14 protein-coding genes are annotated in these 19,593 nt (G+C 73.4%); 5 read left to right on the top strand and 9 right to left on the bottom strand.

The window, feature by feature from the left end; genetic code table 11:
- Positions 1-268: 268 nt before the first annotated feature.
- Together ACFVSL_RS09145 and ACFVSL_RS09140 are read right to left on the bottom strand one after the other, a co-directional pair.
- A complete protein-coding gene (locus tag ACFVSL_RS09145; RefSeq protein ID WP_386940368.1) occupies positions 269-1,837 on the bottom strand; it encodes a pyridoxal phosphate-dependent decarboxylase family protein in 1,569 nt (522 codons plus the stop codon).
- Positions 1,834-3,300 carry an MFS transporter gene (locus tag ACFVSL_RS09140; RefSeq protein ID WP_386940367.1) on the bottom strand — a complete coding sequence of 489 codons (1,467 nt, stop codon included), beginning with the start codon at positions 3,298-3,300 and terminating at the stop codon, positions 1,834-1,836. The genes ACFVSL_RS09145 and ACFVSL_RS09140 overlap by 4 nt, the downstream gene beginning before the upstream one ends.
- Positions 3,301-3,357: 57 nt before the next feature.
- Between ACFVSL_RS09140 and ACFVSL_RS09135 the strand changes: the two genes are divergently transcribed.
- Positions 3,358-4,908: a succinic semialdehyde dehydrogenase gene (locus tag ACFVSL_RS09135; RefSeq protein WP_386940366.1), complete on the top strand. Its 1,551-nt coding sequence runs from the start codon at positions 3,358-3,360 to the stop codon at positions 4,906-4,908.
- Positions 4,909-4,977: 69 nt separating this feature from the next.
- Here the strand turns inward: ACFVSL_RS09135 and ACFVSL_RS09130 are convergent, their stop codons facing one another.
- Positions 4,978-5,373 carry a sec-independent translocase gene (locus tag ACFVSL_RS09130; RefSeq protein ID WP_386940364.1) on the bottom strand — a complete coding sequence of 132 codons (396 nt, stop codon included), beginning with the start codon at positions 5,371-5,373 and terminating at the stop codon, positions 4,978-4,980.
- 91 nt (positions 5,374-5,464) lie between these two features.
- Between ACFVSL_RS09130 and ACFVSL_RS09125 the strand changes: the two genes are divergently transcribed.
- On the top strand, positions 5,465-6,097 hold the full coding sequence (locus ACFVSL_RS09125) for an O-methyltransferase (RefSeq protein ID WP_386940362.1): 633 nt from the start codon (positions 5,465-5,467) through the stop codon (positions 6,095-6,097).
- Positions 6,098-6,289: 192 nt separating this feature from the next.
- On the opposite strand, the gene ACFVSL_RS09120 is transcribed toward ACFVSL_RS09125, so the two are convergent.
- From ACFVSL_RS09120 to ACFVSL_RS09105, 4 genes are all read right to left on the bottom strand, one after another.
- A complete protein-coding gene (locus ACFVSL_RS09120) occupies positions 6,290-6,463 on the bottom strand; it encodes a DUF3117 domain-containing protein (RefSeq protein ID WP_067875042.1) in 174 nt (57 codons plus the stop codon).
- A gap of 173 nt (positions 6,464-6,636) precedes the next feature.
- Positions 6,637-7,902: a hypothetical protein gene (locus ACFVSL_RS09115; protein ID WP_386940361.1), complete on the bottom strand. Its 1,266-nt coding sequence runs from the start codon at positions 7,900-7,902 to the stop codon at positions 6,637-6,639.
- Between the two features lie 8 nt (positions 7,903-7,910).
- Positions 7,911-9,041: a succinyl-diaminopimelate desuccinylase gene (gene dapE, locus ACFVSL_RS09110; RefSeq protein WP_386940360.1), complete on the bottom strand. Its 1,131-nt coding sequence runs from the start codon at positions 9,039-9,041 to the stop codon at positions 7,911-7,913.
- Between the two features lie 72 nt (positions 9,042-9,113).
- Positions 9,114-9,764, bottom strand: coding sequence for a hypothetical protein (locus tag ACFVSL_RS09105; RefSeq protein ID WP_386940358.1), 651 nt, complete (start codon positions 9,762-9,764; stop codon positions 9,114-9,116).
- Positions 9,765-9,940: 176 nt separating this feature from the next.
- Here ACFVSL_RS09105 and ACFVSL_RS09100 point away from each other — a divergent pair, with 176 nt between their 5' ends.
- From ACFVSL_RS09100 to ACFVSL_RS09090, 3 genes are all read left to right on the top strand, one after another.
- Entirely contained in the window at positions 9,941-12,019 is a 2,079-nt protein-coding gene (locus ACFVSL_RS09100) for a histidine kinase (protein WP_386940357.1), read from the top strand.
- Positions 12,012-12,713, top strand: coding sequence for a response regulator (locus tag ACFVSL_RS09095; RefSeq protein WP_386940356.1), 702 nt, complete (start codon positions 12,012-12,014; stop codon positions 12,711-12,713). The genes ACFVSL_RS09100 and ACFVSL_RS09095 overlap by 8 nt, the downstream gene beginning before the upstream one ends.
- Positions 12,714-12,794: 81 nt before the next feature.
- On the top strand, positions 12,795-13,838 hold the full coding sequence (locus ACFVSL_RS09090) for a LacI family DNA-binding transcriptional regulator (protein WP_386940354.1): 1,044 nt from the start codon (positions 12,795-12,797) through the stop codon (positions 13,836-13,838).
- Here the strand turns inward: ACFVSL_RS09090 and ACFVSL_RS09085 are convergent.
- The gene (locus ACFVSL_RS09085) at positions 13,815-14,723 is read right to left on the bottom strand and encodes an ROK family protein (protein ID WP_386940353.1); all 909 of its coding nucleotides are present in this window, start codon (positions 14,721-14,723) and stop codon (positions 13,815-13,817) included. The genes ACFVSL_RS09090 and ACFVSL_RS09085 overlap by 24 nt on opposite strands.
- A 133-nt stretch (positions 14,724-14,856) precedes the next feature.
- Positions 14,857-19,500 carry a GH92 family glycosyl hydrolase gene (locus tag ACFVSL_RS09080; RefSeq protein WP_386940351.1) on the bottom strand — a complete coding sequence of 1,548 codons (4,644 nt, stop codon included), beginning with the start codon at positions 19,498-19,500 and terminating at the stop codon, positions 14,857-14,859.
- Positions 19,501-19,593 lie beyond the last annotated feature (93 nt).

Here is a 19,593-nt window from a genome sequence, read left to right as displayed (position 1 = left end):
GCACCAACGGGAACGGCCGATCCAGCACAGGCCCGAGCGCGAGCCCGCACGACCATCACCCGACGGGGACACTCCCACCCCCGATGAGGCGGAACCGGCATAACGTCGAAACGAACCCGCGCTCCGTGGCCCGAAGCGGACGCTCCGACCCGATGAGGCAGAACCGGCATCACGTCGATGCGAACCTGCTCGCCCCTCGCCAGAGCCGCCCCGGCGAGTGAGGCGCAACCGGCACAGCGCGGAGCGGAAACCCTCCGTGCGTCCGCGCTCAGCGCCCGTCGGCGGGCGGCTCGACGACGCGCGCGAGCAGCTCCACGAGCAGGCGCTCGGTGAGCGGCCCCGGCAGGGCCTCGACGAGCGCGAGCACCGGCGCGAGCCGATCGGGCAGCGCGCCCTCGCCCCCGAGGAGCCCGGCAGCACCGAGGATCGCGGCGGCCGTGTCGGAGTCGAGGCCGGCCGCGAGTCCGGCGAGCGCCTCGCCGCCGGAGAGCGCGGACGCTCCGCCGTCGGCGCCGAAGCCCGGCAGCGCCTCGACGAGGCCGGCGAGCGCGGCACCGCCGTCGATCTGCGGGATGCCGCGCACCTCGTCGGCCGCGGCCACGAGCGCAGCGATGAGCTCGGGCAGCACGCGCTCGGTGACGGGGGTCACGGTGAGGTGCGTGGTGTGCGGCAGCCGGGTGCCGTCGGCCTGGGCGAGCCCGGGCTGCAGCTGCAGCTGCCAGCCGGCCGAGCGCGCGGCATCCGCCCAGTGGTGGGGGTCGACGCGCGACGTGACCGGGGCATCCTCGTCGGTGGCGACGGCGAGCAGCGGGCCCGTCGGCGAGCCGACCACCCTGAGGCCCTCGATGCCGTCGACCGCCGCGCGCAGCGCCGCGGTCGCGCGGGCCGCCTGCGCGGTGAGCTCGGCGAATCCGGGCTCGCCGAGCGCCTCGATGATCGCCCACGCCGCGGCGAGCGGACCGGCCGGCTTCGAGCCCGTCATGGTCGGGTTCACGACGGGGTACCCGGGCCATCCGGTCGTGGCGAAGTACTGGTGGCGCTGGCGGTCGCGCCCGCGGGTCAGCAGCACCGAGGCGCCCTTCGGCGCGTAGCCGTACTTGTGCAGGTCGGCCGAGAGGCTCGTGACGCCCGGGACGGAGAGGTCCCAGGCGGGCAGCGGCTCGGGCCAGAACGCGAGCGCGAAGCCGCCGATGCAGGCGTCGACGTGCAGCGCGATGCCGCGCTCGGCCGTGATCGCCGCGACGTCGGCGATCGGGTCGAGGCTCGCGAACGGGTACGACGGCGCGCTGAGCACGACGAGGGCGACGTCGTCGCCGAGCCGCTCCTCGATCGCCGCCGGGGTGACGGTGCCCGTCGCCGGGTCGACCGGCACGAGGTCGAGCTCGACGCCGAAGTAGTGCGCCGCCTTGTGGAACGCCGCGTGCACCGTCACGGGTGCCACGAGCCGCGGGACCCGCGGCGATCCCAGCCGGGCCGCGCGCCACGCGTCGCGGGCCGACTTCACCGCGAGCAGGCAGCTCTCCGTGCCGCCCGAGGTGACCGAGCCGACGACGACATCGGCGCTGCCGCTGCCGACGCCCGCGTCCCCGCCGAGCACGCTCCGGGCGAACCCGATCACCCCGCGCTCCATCGCGGCGACCGAGACGAACGTCGTCGGGTCGAGCCCGTTCACGGGCTGCACCCGGCGGGCCGCCTCGGCGGCGAGCTCGTCGAGCGCCGACAGCCCCGAGTCGTACACGTACGACAGCACCCGCCCGCCGTGCGTCGGCGCATCGGCCGAGCGCAGCGCGTCGAGCTCGTCGAGAATGTCGGATGCCTCGCGGCGGAACCCGCTCATCGGGTGCTCCCATCGGTGGTGCTCGGGGCGCCGTGCGCCCCGGGGGTGTTCGGTCGCGCCGGCTCGGCAGGGCCGGCGTCGGGGTTCGTCTCGACGTCGACGTCGCCCCGACGCAGCGGGTAGCCGCGCAGCACGACGACGCTCGCGGCGACGAGGAGGGCGGGCACGAGGCTGAACGAGAGCGCGATGCCGGCGATCGCGACGGGCGACTGCTCGACGGTCTCGGCGCCGGTCGACTCGAGGTACCCGGTCGCGGCCAGCATGAGGGTCAGCAGGGTCGCCCCGAGCGCCATGCCCGCGGTCTCCCCCGCCGTCCAGACGCCGCCGAAGCTGCCGGCCCGCTCGCGCCCCGTCATGCGGGCGTCGTGCGAGATGACGTCGGGCAGCATCGCCATGGGCAGCGACTGCATGCCGGCGTACGCGGCGCCGGCGACGGCCACGGGCAGGTACACCCACGGCCCCGGCAGCCAGACGATCAGCACCATCGCGAGCGTCGCCGCCGCGAACACGAGGCTCGCGATGCGGAACGCCCGCTCCTTGCCGATCCGGCGGGCGAGCACGCCCCACGCGGGGGCGACGAGCAGCGCGGGGGCGATCAGCGCGACGAACAGCAGCGTCACCGCCGCCTCCGACTCGAGCACCCAGGTGGCGACGAACTGCGCTCCGGCGAGCATGAGCCCGGTCGCGAGCCCCTGCAGCACGAACACCGCGAGCAGCACCCGGAACGGCAGGCTGCGGCGGAGCGCCCGGAAGCCCTCGCGGTAGCCGTCGACCGAGCGCTCGGCGGCGTGCGGGTCGCCCGCGGGAAGCCCCTCGGCGCGGCGGAGGCCCGCGGCATCCGACCGCCTCGCCGTGCCCGCGGCGATCAGCATGCCGACGCCGATGACGACGCCGGCGACGATCGCCATCACGAGGTAGCCCGTGGCCTCGTCGTCGAACGCCCGCCGGATCTCGGGGCCGCCCGCGCCGAACAGCAGGATCGCGAGCGTGAGCACCACGACCCGCCAGGTCAGCAGTCGCGTGCGCTCGTCGTAGTCGGGCGTGAGCTCGGCGGGCAGGGCGATGTACGGCACCTGGAACAGGCTGAAGGCGGTCGCCGTGGCGAGGAAGGCGATGAAGACCCAGGCGCCGGATGCCGCGGGGCCGACGCCCGGCGGGACGGCGAAGGTGAGCGCGAACCCGACGGGCAGCGCGAGCGCGCCGACGAGCATGCCCGCGCGACGCGAGCCGCTGCGGAGGAGCGCGCGGTCGCTGCGCGACCCGATCCACGGGTCGATGACGACGTCCCACACCTTGGCGGCAGTCACGACGAGGCCCGCGATGAGCGCGCTCACGCCGAGCGTGTCGGTCAGGTAGTACACGAGGACGAGTCCGGGCAGCGTCGCGAATCCACCGGTGCCGAGCGATCCGATCGCGTAGCGGGCCACGACGCCGCGGGACAGGGGACGCTCCGCTGCGGTCATGGAGGCAGTGTACTCACTCCCGACGGACGACTGGGTCAACTGTCCTAGACTGTGCGCATGCGCGCCCAGACCGCCCCCGCCGACCTCTTCCGCAGCCTGACCGACGACGTCGTCGCGTCGGGCTCCGACACCGTCGCCGTGCCGACCCCCTCGACCGGCGAGACCCTGCACGAACTGCCCCGCTCGAGCGCCGCCGACGTGCACGACGCCATCGCGCGGGCGCGCCTCGCACAGCTCTCGTGGGCCCGTGCCGGCTTCGCCGCCCGGCGCCGCATCCTGCTCGCCGCGCACGACCTCATCCTGGAGCGCCGCGAAGAGCTGCTCGACCTCATCCAGCTCGAGAGCGGCAAGACGCGCGGCCAGGGCTTCGAGGAGATCTTCCAGGCCGTCTCGGTGACCCGGTACAACGCCATCGCCGCCCGCAGGGTGCTGCGCGGCCGCCCCGTGCGCTCGGGCCTTCCGACCGTCACCACCACCCGGGTGCGGTTCGCGCCGAAGGGCGTGGCCGGCGTCATCACCCCGTGGAACTACGCGCTGAGCCTCGCCGCGATGGACGTCGTGCCCGCCCTCGCGGCCGGCTGCGCGGTCGTGCAGAAGGCCGACGACCAGGGCGCCCTGTCGATCCTCGCGCTGCGCCGCGCGTTCATCGACGCGGGCGTGCCCGAGGCCCTCTGGGCGGTCGTCACCGGCGACGCCGCAGAGGTCGGCGAGGCGCTCACCGACGAAGCCGACTACATCTGCTTCACCGGCTCGACCGCGACCGGCCGCAGGATCGCCGAGAAGGCCGGGCGACGCCTCGTCGGCGCCTCGCTCGAGCTCGGCGGCAAGAACCCGCTGCTCGTGCTCGACGACGCCGACCCCGCCGTGGCCGCGGCGAACGCCGCGCACGCCTGCTTCTCGGCGATGGGCCAGCTGTGCGTGTCGATCGAGCGCATCTACGTCGACCAGAAGATCGCGGGCGAGTTCCAGCGGGCGCTCGTCGAGCGCCTGCGCAACGCGAAGCTCGGCACCTCGCTCGGCTTCGGCGCCGACTTCGGCTCGCTCGCGAGCGCCGCCCAGCTCGAGCGCGTCGAGGCGCACCTCGCCGACGCGGTCGCGAAGGGCGCGACGGTGCTCGTCGGCGGCAAGGCCCGCCCCGACCTCGGGCCGTGGGTGTTCGAGCCGACGATCGTCACGGGCGTCACCCCCGAGATGGACCTCTACGCCGAGGAGACGTTCGGCGCCATCGCCGCGCTCTACCTCGTGTCGAGCGACGACGAGGCCGTGCTCGCCGCCAACGCGAGCCACTACGGGCTGAACGCCGCCGTGTTCACCGGTTCGCCCCGGCGCGGTCAGCGCGTCGCCGACGCCCTCGCGGCCGGCAGCGTGAACGTCAACGAGGGCTACCGCGGCGCGTTCGCCTCGGTCGCGGCCCCGATGGGCGGCGTGAAGCAGTCGGGGGTCGGGCGCCGCAACGGCGAGGCTGGGCTGCTGCGCTTCGTCGAGCCGGTCACGATCTCGCAGACGACGGGCCTGCTGCAGCTTCCGCGCACCTCGGAGGAGTACGAGGCCCAGGCGCCCCTCCTCCTGCTGCTCGCGCGCGCACTGAAGACCGTCGGCCGCGCCTGACGGGCACCGGCCGCACTCGGGGCGGCCGCGGCCGGGCCGGCCGTCGCGCCCCAGTTCGTCGCGACCGCGTCAGGTCGCTTCGGAGTCGAAGGGCGCCGGCTCGTCGGCCCCGAGCGACTCGCGCTTGCGCTTGCGCTGCAGGTAGGCCGAGTTCTCGTTGACGCCGGCGCGCGCGACGACGGGCGCCGCGGGCGTCTCGTCGGCGAAGGGGTCGACGTCGGTGAGCGCCTCGCGGATGATGCGGCGCGGATCGTACTGGCGCGGGTCGAGCTTCTTCCAGTCGACGTCGTCGAAGTCGGGACCCATCTCCTCGCGCATGCGGTCTTTCGCGCCGCTCGCCATGTCGCGGAGCGAGCGGACGAGTCGCCCGAGCTGCGCGGCGTAGTGCGGCAGCCGCTCGGGGCCGAGCAGGAAGACGGCGATCACCCCGATGATGAGGAGCTTCTCGAACGTCAGACCGAACATGCCTACAGGATAGTCGGCGGCGAGGCATGCGTACGCCATGCGCCGCGGCCCGTAGGCTGGGGTGCTGAGAGAGCCACCAGGGAGCCGCCACGTGTCCGATCACGACCTGAACTGGAAGTACGCCGACGAGTCCGTCGTCGAGTCCGAACCGATCGTCAAGGCGCGTCAGCAGTCCCTCGAACTCGGCGTCGAGCCGGTCTCCCCCGCCGTGGGCGCGCAGCTCGCCGTCATCGCGGCCGCGTCGCGCGCGAGCTCGATCATCGAGGTCGGCACCGGCGTCGGCGTCTCGGGCCTCTGGATGCTGCAGGCCGCCCGGCACGCGCTGCTGACGTCGATCGACACCGAGAACGAGTACCAGCAGCACGCCCGCCAGCACTTCGCCGACGCGGGCGTCGCGGCGGCGCGCGTGCGGCTCATCGCCGGCCGGGCGAGCGAGGTGCTCCCGCGCATGAACGAGAGCTCGTACGACATCGTCTTCATCGACGCCGACGCCCCGTCGGTCATCGAGTACGCCGAGCACGGCCTGCGACTCGCGAAGCCCGGCGGCAGCGTGCTCGTGGCCCGCGCCCTGTGGAAGGGCCGCGTCGCGGATCCGGCCAAGCGCGACGAGGCGGCGAGCGCCTTCCGCACGCTCATCGCCGAGCTCGCCCCGTCGACGGCGGTGGCGACGGCGATCTCGCCCGCGGGCGAGGGCCTGCTGCAGATCGTCAAGCTCGGCGCCTGACCCGTCGGGCGGTCGATGCCCTCCGCAGTGCCCGACGACGGAGCCCGCCCCGGTGGTCGAGCAGCGCCCGACGACGGAGCCCGCCCCGGTGGTCGAGTAGCAGGCGACGAAGGAGCCCGTGTATCGAGACCACCGTTAAACGACTCGAGCCCCGAGAACGTCCTCGGGGCTCGCAGTCGTAGTGCGTGTGACTCAGGCAGGGTTCACGACGCCGCCGAGGACGTCGTAGAGCTCCTTGGCCTCAGCGTCGTTCACCGAGACGACAAGACGACCGCCACCTTCGAGCGGCACGCGCACGATGATGAGTCGACCCTCCTTCACAGCCTCCATAGGCCCGTCTCCGGTGCGTGGCTTCATGGCCGCCATTGAGCTCCCCTTTCGTGGCTGAGATTCCATTATCGGCCATCTGCGGCGGTGCTGGGAAATCACCCCGAAAATGTGGATAACCCGTCGGGGGTATTCGCACGCCGGCCGCCGGCCGGTCGCCGGTTGTTCACCGCCGCGTTCGCGGCGCGGGAGAGTCAGGATTCCTGCCCCGATCAGGGCGGCGTCCAGTCGTACGCGTCGATGCGCCAGACGAGGGCGATCCACGCGTACTGGAGCGCAATGAAGAGCAACACGATCGACCACCGGTACCACCGGGCGCGCGGCACGGCGAGCGCGCCCACGATCGGGAACATCGGCGAGACGATGCGGAAGGTCGAGGACTGCGGGAAGAACACCGCGAGCAGGTAGAGCGCGTAGCTCGCGAGCCAGAACCGGATGTCGACGCCGAGACGCCGGACCGCCGGGAGGAACAGCACGACCGCGAGGGTCGCGACGAGCACGACGACGGCCCCGACGCCGAACCACCCGGGCAGCCCCACCCAGATCGCCCACCACGTGCCGCCCTGGAACCAGGCGGTGAACGGCACGAGCTCCTGGTAGCCGATGTACCCGGCCCGCCAGGCGAGCTCGGTCGCGGTGTAGCCGTCGGGCACCCCCGTGACCGCCCACACGACGAGCGGCCAGGCGAAGCCGACGGCGGCCGTGAAGAGCCCCACGGCGATGACGAGGAGCTGCTCGCGCACCGGGAAGGGGTCGCGGGCGCGATGCCACCAGCGCCAGAGGAAGTGCAGGGCGAGCGTGAGGGCGAAGGCCAGCGCCCCGGGCCGTGTGAACGACCACGCCGCGACGACGGGCACGAGCCATCCGTATCGCCGATCGACGAGCAGGAGCAGCGCGAGCGCGAGCCACAGGAAGCCGAGCGACTCGGCGTAGCCGAACTGCATGATCGGCGAGACGGGCGCGATCGCGAACAGCACCACGGCGAACAGCGCGCGATCGGGTTCGAGGAAGCGCGACATGAGGCGATGGAACACGAGCGCGGCGCCGAGGCCCGCCAGCACCGCGATGGTCACGGATGCGACGTTCCAGGGCACGCCGAGCCAGGTGACGGCGCCCGTGAGCTGCGGGAAGACCGGCATGAACGCCCACGCGTTCTCACCGACGTGGCCGTCGGCGCCGACGGGCAGCTCGCGGGGGTAGCCGACGACCCAGATGATCTGGTACCAGCGGGCGTCCCAGATGTTGGCGAAGTCGAAGTAGTCGGGCTGGGCACCGGTCCACGCGTTGGGGCCCTGGCGTCGGGCGACGTCGAGCACCACGAGGGTCGTGAGCACGCGCGCACCGAGGTACACGGCGACGACCTTCGCCCACCACGGGGTGAGGCGCCAGCGCACGCGCAGCGAGCCCCGGGTCGCGCGCGAGACCGGCGACGGGTCGGTCGGCGCGACGGGCTCGCGCGGCGCGGACGTGGAGCTCATGCCGCGGGTCAGGCGCCGCTCGCCGCGCCGGAACCTGCGCCGGCCTCGTCGGCCCCCGTGAGCCACGCGCGCAGCGCCCGCTCGGAGTCGACGATCTGCGCGACGGCGACCCGTTCGTCGTCGGCGTGCGCCTTCAGCGGGTCGCCGGGGCCGAAGTTCACGGCGGGGATGCCGAGTGCGCTGAAGCGCGCGACGTCCGTCCAGCCGTACTTCGGCCGGGCCTCGGCGCCGACCGCGGCGACGAACTGCTGCGCGAGCGGAGCGTCGAGCCCGGGCCGGGCGCCCTCGGCGCTGTCGACGATGTCGACGTCGAACCCGGTGAAGAGCTCGCGCACGAGCGCGGATGCCTCGGCGACGCTGCGGCTCGGCGCGAACCGGTAGTTCACGGTGAGCACGGCCTCGTCGGGGATGACGTTGCCCGCGATGCCGCCGTGCACGAGCACGGCGTTGAGCCCCTCGCGATAGGCGAGCCCGTCGACCTCGACGGTCTCGGCCTCGTACTCGGCGAGCCGGGTGAGCGCGGGGGCGAGCTTGTGGATGGCGTTGTCGCCGACCCAGCTGCGCGCCGAGTGGGCCCGCAGGCCCGTGGTGCGGACGTCGGCGCGAAGCGTGCCGTTGCAGCCGCCCTCGACCTGCCCGTTCGAGGGCTCGCCGAGGATGGCGAAGTCGCCGGCGAAGAGATCGGGGCGATTGCGCGAGAGCCGCCCGAGGCCGTTGAGCGCGGCGGCGACCTCCTCGTGGTCGTACCACATCCACGTCAGGTCGACGATCGGCTCGGTGAGCTCGAGCGCGAGCTTCAGCTGCACGGCGACGCCCGCCTTCATGTCGACGGTGCCGCGCCCCCACAGGTACTCGACGCCGTCGACGGTCTCGAAGCGAGTGGGCACGTTGCCGTTGATCGGCACGGTGTCGATGTGCCCGGCGATCACGACGCGGCGCTCGCGTCCGAGGTTCGTGCGGGCGACCACCGTGTCGCCGTCGCGGATCACCTCGAGATGGGATGCCCCGGCGAGCGCCTGCTCGATGAGGTCGGCCAGCAGCCGTTCCTCGCCGGATTCGCTCGGGATGTCGCAGATCGCCTGCGTGATGGCGACGGCGTCGGCGGTCAGGTCGAGCGGAAGCGGTGCGTCGGCGGGCATTCCCCGAGTCTATTCACGTGGGATGCCCGCCGGGCCCGCCCGGCGTCGCCGGGCGTCTCGCGGTGCGGCCGCTCAGCTCGCCGACGCGAGGCGTCGCGCATCGGCGATGAGGGCGACCGCGGTGAGCGCCTGGCCGAGCGCGAGGTGGCCGACGAAGGCGAACCACGCCGCCTCGTCGAGCCCGGCCCCGCCGACGAGCACGACGCCGACGACGGTCATGGGCCAGCTCGCGGTGAGGAACGGCAGGGCGCGCGCCGGGCCGTGCCAGCGGCCGACGGTGAGGATGCCCACCGCCGCGAGCCAGAAGGCGCCGAGCACGAGCGGCGAGGTGACCTGCTCGGCCTGTTCGAGCAGCGCCTCGGGCAGCACGGGTCCGATCGCGAGGAACGCGCTCGAGCCGGCGAGCGCCGCGAACGCGCCCACGCCGACCGCCCGCCACGCGCGTCCCGCGCCGAACGCCCCGCCGCGCAGGGCGACGCCGATGACGATGGCGAGGCTCGCCGAGTACGCGACGGCCGCGACGTCGTCGCCGAGATAGGCGTCGCCGTCGGCCGGCCACGGCAGCGCGGTGAAGAGCACGAAGACGGCGAGCAGCACGAGCGCAGCCGCTCCCGCGAGGCGGATGCGGAGTGGGCTCAGCCTCCGCTCGGCACGGGCCGCGGGGCGGGCGGGCATCGGGGGCGCATCGGTGCGCGCCGGGGGCGGGGTCTGTACGGTCGGCATGAGTCAGGGTCCTTCCGGATGCGTCGTGGCGCGCCGGGTCCGGCGCCCTCCGAGCCTCGCGGCCGGCCGTCCCGGGCCTCCAGAGTCCGGCCGCCCCGGGCGAGCCCGACGATGTCCCGCGCGATTCGGGACATCCGCCCGGAGACAGACGCCGCACCGCCTGCCACGATGGACCCATGCGCCAGGCCGGAGCACCGCCCGCAGCGCGTGCGACGGCGGTCGCCGCGTTCGCCGTGGTGCTCGTGTGCGCCGCCGCGGCGCTCGTGCTCGACTACCTGACGTTCCGCACCGGGGAGGAGATCCCGGCGGCGCCCGGCTGGGTCGCCGCCTGGCGCGGGCTCGTCCTCGGTGCGACGGGGTGCCTGCTGCTCGCACGGCTGTCGTGGCATCCGGTGCCGGTGCTGCTCACTGCGGGCGGGCTGCTCGCCGCGATCGACGGCCTCGCGCTCGCGTGGCTCAACCACGGCGTCCTGCTCCTGCCCGACGCGCCGCTCCTCGCCGAGGCCTTCGTCTTCACGCAGCGGCTCTCGGTCGCCGCGTACCTCGCGCTCCCGCTCGCGCTGCTCGTGTTCCCCGACGGCCGGTTCCCGCGCGGCCCGCTCAGGGCGGTCGCGATCGGCACGGCCGTGCTCAACGTGCTCATCGTCGTGGTCGACCTCGCGATGCCGTGGCGCGTCGCACGCGCCGCGTTCGGCAACCCCGACCCGCGCCTGCTGCAGTGGGCGACGGGCGAGTGGGGCGTGGCGCTGCCGCCCGCCGTCTGGCAGAGCATCGGGGCGATCTGGATGCCGACGATCCTCACGAGCGTCGTGCTCACCGCGATCGTGCTGTGCGGCCGCATGGTCGGCGCCGACGCCGAGCTCCGCCGCCAGATCAAGTGGATCGTGTGGGCGGGCCTCGTGTACGCCGCCCTGTTCGTCGTCTCCGCGCTCGTGCTGCCGTACCACCTCGGGCAGGCGACGGTCATCGTCGGCACCGCGGTCATCTGCGCGGCGATCATCGTCGCCGTCACCCGGCGCGGGCTCTACCGCATCGACCGACTGCTCAGCTGGACGGTCGTGTACGGCCTCGTCGCGATCTCGGTCGTCGTCATCGACGTGCTGCTCGTCGCGACGATCGGCGGGCTCGTCGAGCACCAGGTGCTCGCCGGTGCCGCCATGCTCATCGTGCTGTTCGCCTACCTGCCGCTCCGCGACCGGGTGCTGACCCTCGCGAACCGGCTCGTCAACGGCCGTCGCGGCGACCCATACGGCGTGGTCTCGACGCTCGCCGCCCGGTTGGAGGAGACGGAGGAACCGGGCGACCAGCTGCACTCGCTCGCCGCCTCCATCGCGGCCGCCTTCGCCTCGCCCTACGTCGGCGTCGAGGTCGGGACGCCCGACGGCGGCAGCCTGCTCGCCCGCCACGGCACCGTGCGCGACGAGGTCGAGTCGATCCCGCTGGTGTACCGCGGCGAGCGCATCGGCCGACTCGAGATGTCGCCCGGACGCCGGGCCCGCCTCTCCCCGGGCGACGAGCGACTGCTCGCCGACCTCGTGCGGCACGCGGCCTCGGCGGTGCGGGCGAGCACCCTGAGCGCGGAGCTGCAGCAGATCCGCGTCGAGCTCGTGAACGCACGCGAGGACGAGCGCCGGCGCATGCGTCGCGAGCTGCACGACGGGCTCGGGCCCGAGCTCGCCGGTGTGCAGCTGCGCATCGAGGCCGCCCGCAACGTCGGCGCGGCCGACCCCGTCGAGGCCGACCGCCTGCTCGCCTCGGCGGCCGACGACCTGCGGCTCGCCGTGGGCGAGATCCGCCGGCTCGCGCACGACCTGCGGCCGCCGAGCCTCGACGACGTGGGCCTCGCGGGCGCGATCGAGCAGCTGTGCCGTCGCTTCGGCGGCGAGTTCGAGGTCACCGCGACGCGCGAGCTGCCCGAGGGGCTGCCGGCCGGACTGCCCGCCGCCGTCGAGGTCGCCGCGTACCGCATCGTCGCCGAGGCGCTCGTGAACGTGCAACGGCACGCGCGGGCCAGGCACGCGTGGGTGCGGCTCTCGTACGACGACGGCCGGCTCGTCGTGGAGGTCGAGGACGACGGGCGCGGCGTCGCCGCGGAAGCGCCGGCCGGCGTCGGGCTCCTCTCGATGCGCGAACGCGCGGTCGAGCTCGGCGGCGCGCTCGAGGTGACCGGTCGCTCGGGCGGCGGCACCGTCGTGCGGGCCGCCCTCCCCCTGCCCAGCCCCGTCATCGACCCCGAGGTGACCGCCAATGCCTGACTCCCCTGCACCGCCGACGCCCGCCGACGAGCACGCCGTCCGGGTGCTGCTCGTCGACGACCACCCCGTCTACCGCGACGGCCTCGCCGTGCTGCTGCGCTCCCTCGACGGGCTCGACGTCGTCGGCACCGCCGCCGACGGGCTCGAGGCGATCGCCGCCGCCGACGCGCTCCGCCCCGACGTGATCGTGATGGACGTGCAGATGCCGCGGCTGGACGGCATCGAGGCCACGCGCCGCATCGCCGCGAGGCATCCCGCCGTCGGCATCGTCGTGCTCACCATGTCGGAGGCCGACGAGACCGTGTTCGACGCGATGCGCGCCGGAGCACGCGGCTACCTCTTGAAAGGCGCAGGACCCAACGACATCTCGCGAGCCGTCCGCGCCGTCGCCGGCGGCGACGCCATCTTCGGCCCTCGCATCGCCGCCCGCGTCGCCGAGTTCTTCGCCCGCCCGCCGGTCGCGGCCGACGCCGTCGCGTTTCCGCAGCTCACCGCCCGCGAACGCGAGATCCTCGAGCTCGTCGCGGCCGGCCGATCGAACGGCGACATCGCCGAGCACCTCTTCCTCTCGCCGAAGACCGTGCGCAACAACGTCTCGAACATCTTCGCGAAGCTGCAGGTCTCGGGGCGGGCCGAGGCGGTCATCGCGGCGCGGGATGCCGGCCTGGGCCGCGGGGGCGCGAGCACGGAGTAGTCGTGACCCGGGCGGGGCACCACCCGACCGGAGGCCGCAGCCGATATCGTGTCGTTGCTCCGACGCACGTCGAGGAGGATCATGCAGGACGCACACGAGCTCGCACCGAGGGTGACGCTCGCCCAGGTCGCCGACCGCGCCGGGGTGAGCCTGAAGACCGCGTCCCGCGCGCTCGGCGGCGAGCAGTACGTGAGCGAGGAGACCCTCGCGAAGGTCCTCGCCGCGGCCACCGCGCTCGGCTATCGTCGCAACGCGGCGGCGAGCCTTCTGGCGAGCGGGCATCTCGCCGAGTCGATCGGGCTCATCGGCGGCGACTTCACGAACCCCTTCTACTCCGCGCTGGCGCAGTCGGTGGAGGACGACATCCGCAGCGAGGGGATGCACCTGTCCGTCGCGACGTCATGGGAGTCCGCGGAGCGGGAGCGGCGGATCGTCGACGACCTGGCGAGCCGCCAGGCCAAGGCGCTCGTCGTCGTCTCGGCCATGGCGGACCACGCCGAGTACGCGCGTGTCCAGGCCCGCGGCGTGCCGGTCGTCTTCGTGGACCGACCCGCGGTGGGGCTCGAGGCCGACTCGGTCGTGTTCGACAACCGGATGGGCGGTCGACTCGCCGCCCAGCACCTCCTCGACACCGGCCACACGCGCATCGCCTTCGTCGGCGACTACGCCTGGCTTCCGACGTATCGCGAGCGGCTCGAGGGCATGGCGGCCGTGCTCGACGGCGCGTCGCCCTCGTGGCGCAGCCTCCTCCGCGACGATGCGCACGACGTCGCGTCCTCCCGTGCGCTGACCCGCGAGCTGCTGGCGCTCGAGGAGCCGCCGACGGCGATCGTCGCCGGCAACAACCGGATCCTCCTCGGCGTGCTCGAGGAGCTGTCCGAGCATGGTGCGGACGACGCCCCCGCCGTCATCGGCATCGACGAACCCGAGTGGGCGCGCGTGATGGGCGTCACCACCGTCGCGGGCGACGTCGAGGCGGTCGGTCACCATGCCGCCCGCCTGGCGCTCGCCCGGCTCGCCGATCGCACCCGGCCCGTCGAGCACGTCGTGCTCCCGATGCGCCTCACCCCGCGCCGGTCGACGGCGCGAGGCGATTCGGGTTCAGCGGCCCCGAGCGCCGAGTAGCGCCGCGTCGGCGGCGTAGGCGGCGTGGGCGGCGCCGATCATCGGCGCCTCGTGCGACAGCTCCGCCCTGAGGACCGGGAACCCCGGACGGCCGAGTCCCTCGGAGAGCGCCGGCTCGAGGAGGTCCCAGGAGCGGGCGATCGTGCCCCCGACGACGAGCGCGTCGGCGCCGAAGCGGTCGAGCGGGCCGGCGAGGGCCCGGCCGAGGTACGAGAACGCGTCGACGAGCACCTCGCTCGCGATCGGGTCGCCGCCGCGGGCCAGGTCCGCGATCTCCTTCACGTCGGGCACGTCCTCCGCATGGCCGGTCCGCTGCGCGTAGGCGGCGCGGATCGCGCGGCGGGACATCCGCGCCTCGATGCGCCCGCCCTCGAACTCGAGCAGGTGCACCTCGCCGTCGGGTGCGGCGCCGTCGGTCCGCTCGCCCCCGACGACCCAGCCCGAGCCGACGCCGGTGCCGAGCGTGACGCAGCAGAACCGCTCCAGACCGCGCGCCGCGCCGGCCGCGTACTCCCCGAGCGCGAAGGCGTCCGCGTCGTTGACGAACGTGAACGAGCCCGCGTCGGCGTCGAGGGCGCCGGCCAGCCGGGCGCGCAGGTCGACGCCGTAGAGCGCGTCGAACTTGCCGACGCCGGTGTAGCGCGCGATGCCGGTGGCGAAGTCGAACGGGCCGGGGACGGCGACCGCCCATCGCCCCCCGTGCTCGGACCCGAGGGTGCGGGCCGCCGCGGCGATGGCCTCGACGATGTCGTCGGCCGTGCCGCCGGAGTTCAGCGGCCGGGTCAGATAGGTGCCCTCGACGATCGCGCGCGCGGCGGTGTCGATGACGGCGACGGCGACGTGGGTCCCGCCGAGTTCGATGGTCGCTACCCGGTTGCCGGTCACGTTGCTCCTTCGGTCTGGGCCCGCCGGCGGTTCGACGGGCTCCTGGGTCTCAGCACGCTCGAACCGGTCGGCAGGGCGACCGGTTCGGGCTGCGGGGTTCGGCGGGCCGGCGCACGGCCGGCCCGCCGAACGGTCACTTCGCGGGCACGAGCCGCTCGTAGGCCCAGACGAGCCTCGCCAGAGCGGCCACGTAGTCGTCGTGGGTGCTCGTCGCCGCGTCGAGCTCGTCCGCCGCGGCGAGCGCGCTCCGGAGCTTGCGATACGACACGGGGGTGACGTCGGCGGCGTCGACCGCCTCGGCCTTCCCGCGCACGTCGGCGAGCTCCACGACGACCTTCCACCGGAGGTGGCCCGCGGCCGCGTTCAGCACCCGCACCGCCTCGGCGACCTGGCCCGTCGTCGCGGCGGCGGCCTCGTCGACGGCCTTCGCCGCGTCGTACGCCCTTGCGAACACCGCGAACTCCGTCGCGAGGTAGAGGCCCGCATCCGCGGTGAGCGGGGCGTGCTTCGCGATGGCGGCGCGCAGCGCCGTCTTGTCGACGGCGTACTCGAGCGAGAACCAGTCGAGGTTTCCGACGTACGGCTGCGTCGACGTCGGCGTGCTCTGGAGGGCGAAGTAGAGCGCGTGGCTGCCCGTGAGCTCCGTGGGGAGCGCGACCTTCGCGGTGCCGTAGGTGCCCCAGTTCGAGCCGGTGGGCTGGAGCGGGACGGTCACCACCGGGTCGCCCGACATCTCGTCGACGTAGACGGCGAGCCGCCCGTCGGCGACCTTGGTCGACGGAGCGTCGTAGCGCACGCTGAGCGTGGTCGCGCTGCGCTCGCCCAGGTCGACCTCGGGGTAGCGGATCCACGCGCCGTTCTTCGTGCCGGCGAGCTGGCCGCCCACCGATCCCGCCTCGGTCTTCAGGTCGGGGCCCGAGAAGTCGGTGCCCTCGACGAGGCCGGTGCCGGCGGCGTTCAGCGGGCCGTAGCCCGTCCTGATCGATTCGAACTGCACCGTCTTCGACGTCGCGACTGCGTCGGCCGCGGGGCGGAACTGGAACCAGTCGACGTTCGCGACCCAGCTCTGGCCCGAGGCCAGGGTGCCGGTGAACACGAAGTACGCGTCGTTCACGCCCGCGAGCTTCGCGATCTCGTCGGCGGTGAAGGTGTGCGTCCGCACCGTGTAGTTCGCCCAGCCGTTGGTGGTCGGCAGCGGGATCGTGGTCACCAGCGGACCGGTCGCCGAGCCGGTGCGGATCTCGACCGCCGAGTTCGCGGACGCGGAGCCGGGGTTGTGGGCGTAGTTCACCACGACCGATCCGAGCGGGGACTCGGAGAAGTCGAGACCGCGGAACGCGAGCCACGCGCCAGGCGAGACACCGCCGACGTTCGTCCCGCTGCCGCCCGACTCGGTCTTGAGCGATCCGCCCGACCAGGTGTCGTAGCCCTCGGCCTGCAGCAGGCGGTAGCTGTCGCCGCCGATCGCGAGGCCGTCGGCCGCGACGCGCAGGAGCGCGAGGGCCGTCGAGAGGGTGCGCTCCGCCGAGGCGTCGTCGTCGAGCGCCGCCTTCGCCCGCGCGACCGCGGACTCGAGCGCCGCGAAGGTCGCCGCGGAGTAGCTGCCGGCCGTCACGAGGCGCGCGTCGTCGTACAGCGACTGCAGCTCCGCCCGCGTGTTCGAGGAGGGCGACACGGTGATCGGGAGGAGCGACGTCGTGCCCGCGCCCGTCACCTCGGCCGCGGTTGCGCCGTCGAGCGCCGAGTCGGTGAGCGCGACCGTGAAGTGCGTCGGCGTCGCCCGCTCGAGCTTGCCCTTCAACGTGACCTGGGCCGTGGTGTCGCTCATCCGGGCGATGCCGGCCGTGAGGCCAGGGTCGAGGCCGGGGAACGTGATCGCTCCCTTCGAGAGTGCCGGACGGTTCCTGCCGGCGAACGTCGCACCGCCGCTGAGGGTGAGGTCGATGGTGGCCTTGACCGCGCCCTTCGCATCGGCGGTGATCGAGGTCGCACTCGGCGTGAGGACGTGCCCGGCGAAGCGGACCTTGAGCGCGAGCCTCCGTTCGGCGGCGCTCGGCGCGTCGCCCGAGAAGGCAGCGGCCGCGATGGTCACGGCGAGGTCGTCGGTCGAGTCGTCCACGAGATGCTGCTCCGCGGCACCCTCGAGCGACAGGGCGAGCGTGTCGGCCCCCGACTTCGTCGCGACGAGGTCGAGCCCCTTCGGCACGCCGGCGGCCTCGATCTCGCCGGTCAGGTCCGCACCGACCTCGCCCGCGAACTCCGCTCCGTCGACCCGGACCGAGATCACGTCGTCGACCGAGCCGTCGTTCGCGGCCGACTCCTCGAACACCCGCGACGTCGTGGAGACGTCGTCGGCCGGGTGGTACAGCGCGCTGCTGACGTGGTCGTTGAGCGAGTCGGCGTCGATGCCGTCGGCACCCCAGTCGGACGGGTCGGCGCCCATCGTGAAGTGCAGCACGCCGCCCGCGTTCATCTCGGCGGCGGTGAGCCAGGTGCGGTCGAGCTGTCGGCCGTTGAGCGTCGCGCTCTGGATGTAGCGGTTCGTCGCGCTGACGCCGGGCGCCTCGACGGCGAAGTCCTTGCCGCCGGGGTAGTGGATCGTGGTGCGGTCGAAGATCGGGGTGGTGATCTGGAACGAGTCGCCGCCCGCCATCACGGGGTAGAGCCCGAGTGCGCTCGAGACGAAGTAGCCCGACATGGTTCCCGCGTCGTTGTCCATCGTCTGCAGCAGGCCCTTGGGATCGTTCTGGAACACCATGCGCTTCGACGGCGTCGTGCCGCTGCCGTCGGCGGTGTACCGCACGCACACGGGCTCGGTGACCGCCCGGTACGTCCAGTCCTGGGTGCGCGCGGGCTGGCCCACGAAGTTGTAGAGGAAGGGCGCGTGGACCGAGATCTCGTTGGCGAAGAGATGCAGGTTGCGACGGCAGTCGTCGGGAGCCTGGTCGCCGAAGAAGTAGCTCACGGCCTTCGCCGCGTCCTCCTCGCCGCCCATGAGCTCGACCATGCCGCCGAGGTCCTGCGCGTCGTACCAGTTGTACTGCCAGAAGGTGCCCTGGTAGAGGCCGCTGCTCCAGCTCTCGGGGTCCTTCGACGTGAAGCCGGCCGACTCGCTGTTGCTCGAGCGCGGCATGAGCATGCCGACCTCGTCGACGCCCTCGGCGACGCCGGTCGCCGCCGTCGCGTTGGCGTCGTTCTTCAGCGCGTTCGGATCGAACGCCTTCGCCCAGCGCGCGCCTTCGGCCCGGTAGCGCTCGGCGTCGGCCGTCTCGCCGATCTCGTCGGCGATGACCGAGAGGCCGTAGGCGTCGTACGAGTAGCCGAGGAGGCCGCCGCTGACGGAGTTGAGGTTCGTCAGGCTCGCCTGGCTTCCGGTCTGCGCGACGAGTGCGGGGTAGGCCGTCTCGAGGCCCTGCAGCTCGACGCCCTTCGAGATCGCGTCGGCCACGACGACCGGCGCGCGCTCCCAGCGCACCGTCGGCACCGACTGCAGGAGCCCGCCGACCGAGCCCTTGCCGCTCGTGGCGGTGCTCGCGTAGAGGTCGACGAGCGACTGCACCACGTCGCGGTAGACGTCGGGGTAGACCGAGGCCACGGCCGCGTACTTGTGGAAGTCGTCCCACAGCGACCACGAGTCGTAGTGCGTGTAGCCCGAGGCCGGGTAGACGACGCCGTCGGCGCCCCGGTAGGTGCCGTCCGTCGAGGTCGCGTTCATCGGGGTGTTCGCGAGCCGGTAGAGGTGCGTGTAGAACTGGGTCTTCAGGTCGCCCGTCGGGTCGTTCGCCGCGGTGGCGTCGACCTCGACCTTGCCGAGCCGGTCGTTCCACGCGTCCTTCGTCGCGGCGCGCACCTCGTCGAACGTCTTCCCTCCGACCTCGACGGCCGCATCGCGCTCGGCCTGCTTCGCGCTCACCGGGGAGAGCGTGACGCGGAGGCCCACGTGCTCGCCCGCGTCGGCGTCGAAGTTGAGCACGGCGCCGATGTCGGTGCCGTCCTGCGTGGTCGCGGTGGAGCTCAGCCCCGCGCTCCCCCATGTCTGGACCGAGGTCGTCGGAGCGGTGGTCTCGGCGTAGTAGTACAGCTTGTACGAGGAGTTGTAGAAGAAGCCGGTGAACGACCCGGACAGCGTCGTGTTGCCGTCCTCGCTGGTGCCGATCACGAGGTCGGTCGCCTTGCGCCCGTTGCCGGTGTGCTTGAGGTCGACCACGAGCGCGGCGTGGCCCGCGGTGTCGAAGGCGTAGTCGTGGACGCCCGTGCGGACGGCCGCGGTCACCCGGGCGTCGATCGCCTTGCCCGACTCGTCGAGGCCCACCTCGTAGAAGCCGGCCGTCGCCGACTCGTCCTTGACGCCGTCGTGCTTGCGGATCGCCTTGTCGTAGCTGCCCGTCGAGGGCCGCGAGGTATAGCTCTGGTAGGTGGGCACGACGAGCACGTCGCCCGCGCCGCCACCGCCGCCGACGCCGTCGAGGGCGATGTTCGTGAAGCCGCGCAGGGTGTTGGCCGTGTACTCGTACCCGACGTGGTTGCCGGGGCTCGTCGTGGGCGTGACCGTCGCGAGCCCGTACGGGGCGAACGCGCCGGGGCCGTCCTGGCCGTGGTCGCCCTCGGTGCCGATGAACGGGTTGACGAGGCTCGCGTAGTCGGTCGCCCCGGTCGCGGCCTGCGCGGCGGTCGCCGGCCCTGCCAGAGGCAGGAGTGCCGACGCCACGAGCGCGAGCGCGACGGGGATGGCGGTGAGTCGTGGACGGGGGACGCTGATGGAGGAGCCGGTGTTCACCGGTGCGGGATCCTCATAGGACAACGCTGTCATACGGTGGAAAATAGCAGACTCGTCCCCGCGAGTCCAACCGGCGATCCGTCCCCGTCGCGC

Origin of the sequence: Agromyces sp. NPDC058064 (genome assembly GCF_042885275.1) — a bacterium.
Lineage (GTDB): Bacteria > Actinomycetota > Actinomycetes > Actinomycetales > Microbacteriaceae > Agromyces.
This window is presented reverse-complemented; position numbering and strand designations above follow the sequence as displayed.

What these genes read in the sequence shown, in the direction of transcription:
- ACFVSL_RS09140 (WP_386940367.1), bottom strand. Translation starts at nt 3,300, where the DNA reads ATGACCGCAGCGGAGCGTCCCCTGTCCCGCGGCGTCGTGGCCCGCTAC.
- ACFVSL_RS09100 (WP_386940357.1), top strand. Translation starts at nt 9,941, where the DNA reads ATGCGCCAGGCCGGAGCACCGCCCGCAGCGCGTGCGACGGCGGTCGCC.
- ACFVSL_RS09120 (WP_067875042.1), bottom strand. Translation starts at nt 6,463, where the DNA reads ATGGCGGCCATGAAGCCACGCACCGGAGACGGGCCTATGGAGGCTGTG.
- ACFVSL_RS09115 (WP_386940361.1), bottom strand. Translation starts at nt 7,902, where the DNA reads ATGAGCTCCACGTCCGCGCCGCGCGAGCCCGTCGCGCCGACCGACCCG.
- ACFVSL_RS09130 (WP_386940364.1), bottom strand. Translation starts at nt 5,373, where the DNA reads ATGTTCGGTCTGACGTTCGAGAAGCTCCTCATCATCGGGGTGATCGCC.
- ACFVSL_RS09095 (WP_386940356.1), top strand. Translation starts at nt 12,012, where the DNA reads ATGCCTGACTCCCCTGCACCGCCGACGCCCGCCGACGAGCACGCCGTC.
- ACFVSL_RS09105 (WP_386940358.1), bottom strand. Translation starts at nt 9,764, where the DNA reads ATGCCGACCGTACAGACCCCGCCCCCGGCGCGCACCGATGCGCCCCCG.
- ACFVSL_RS09090 (WP_386940354.1), top strand. Translation starts at nt 12,795, where the DNA reads ATGCAGGACGCACACGAGCTCGCACCGAGGGTGACGCTCGCCCAGGTC.
- ACFVSL_RS09135 (WP_386940366.1), top strand. Translation starts at nt 3,358, where the DNA reads ATGCGCGCCCAGACCGCCCCCGCCGACCTCTTCCGCAGCCTGACCGAC.
- ACFVSL_RS09145 (WP_386940368.1), bottom strand. Translation starts at nt 1,837, where the DNA reads ATGAGCGGGTTCCGCCGCGAGGCATCCGACATTCTCGACGAGCTCGAC.
- dapE (WP_386940360.1), bottom strand. Translation starts at nt 9,041, where the DNA reads ATGCCCGCCGACGCACCGCTTCCGCTCGACCTGACCGCCGACGCCGTC.